Origin of the sequence: Pseudocitrobacter cyperus, from assembly GCF_039889165.1 — a bacterium.
GTDB classification, from domain to species: domain Bacteria; phylum Pseudomonadota; class Gammaproteobacteria; order Enterobacterales; family Enterobacteriaceae; genus Pseudocitrobacter; species Pseudocitrobacter cyperus.
In genome coordinates, this window is the sequence record NZ_JAYMYY010000028.1 from 1 (window position 1) to 920 (window position 920).

Genomic DNA, 920 nt, shown 5'->3' on the forward strand with positions numbered 1-920 from the left:
ACCGTACTGGCTAAAACCTACGGCGGTGCTGCTCGCGCATTCGACCAGATCGATAACGCGCCGGAAGAAAAAGCTCGTGGTATCACCATCAACACTTCTCACGTTGAATATGACACCCCGACTCGCCACTACGCACACGTAGACTGCCCGGGCCACGCCGACTATGTTAAAAACATGATCACCGGTGCTGCGCAGATGGACGGCGCGATCCTGGTTGTTGCTGCGACTGACGGCCCGATGCCTCAGACTCGTGAGCACATCCTGCTGGGTCGTCAGGTAGGCGTTCCGTACATCATCGTGTTCCTGAACAAATGCGACATGGTTGATGACGAAGAGCTGCTGGAACTGGTAGAAATGGAAGTTCGTGAACTTCTGTCTCAGTACGATTTCCCGGGCGACGACACTCCGATCGTTCGTGGTTCTGCTCTGAAAGCGCTGGAAGGCGAAGCAGAGTGGGAAGCGAAAATCATCGAACTGGCTGGCTTCCTGGATTCTTACATCCCGGAACCAGAACGTGCTATCGATAAGCCGTTCCTGCTGCCGATCGAAGACGTATTCTCCATCTCCGGTCGTGGTACCGTTGTTACCGGTCGTGTAGAGCGCGGTATCATCAAAGTTGGTGAAGAAGTTGAAATCGTTGGTATCAAAGAGACTGCGAAGTCTACCTGTACTGGCGTAGAAATGTTCCGCAAACTGCTGGACGAAGGCCGTGCTGGTGAGAACGTTGGTGTTCTGCTGCGTGGTATCAAACGTGAAGAAATCGAACGTGGTCAGGTACTGGCTAAGCCGGGTTCCATCAAGCCGCACACCAAATTCGAATCTGAAGTTTATATCCTGTCCAAAGACGAAGGCGGCCGTCATACTCCGTTCTTCAAAGGCTACCGTCCGCAGTTCTACTTCCGTACTACTGACGTGACTGG

General features: G+C 53.2%; 1 protein-coding gene. It reads left to right on the top strand.

From position 1 onward, the window contains the following. The coding region (gene tuf / locus VSR74_RS23185) for an elongation factor Tu (RefSeq protein WP_347796833.1) at positions 1-920 on the top strand (920 nt) is incomplete at both ends.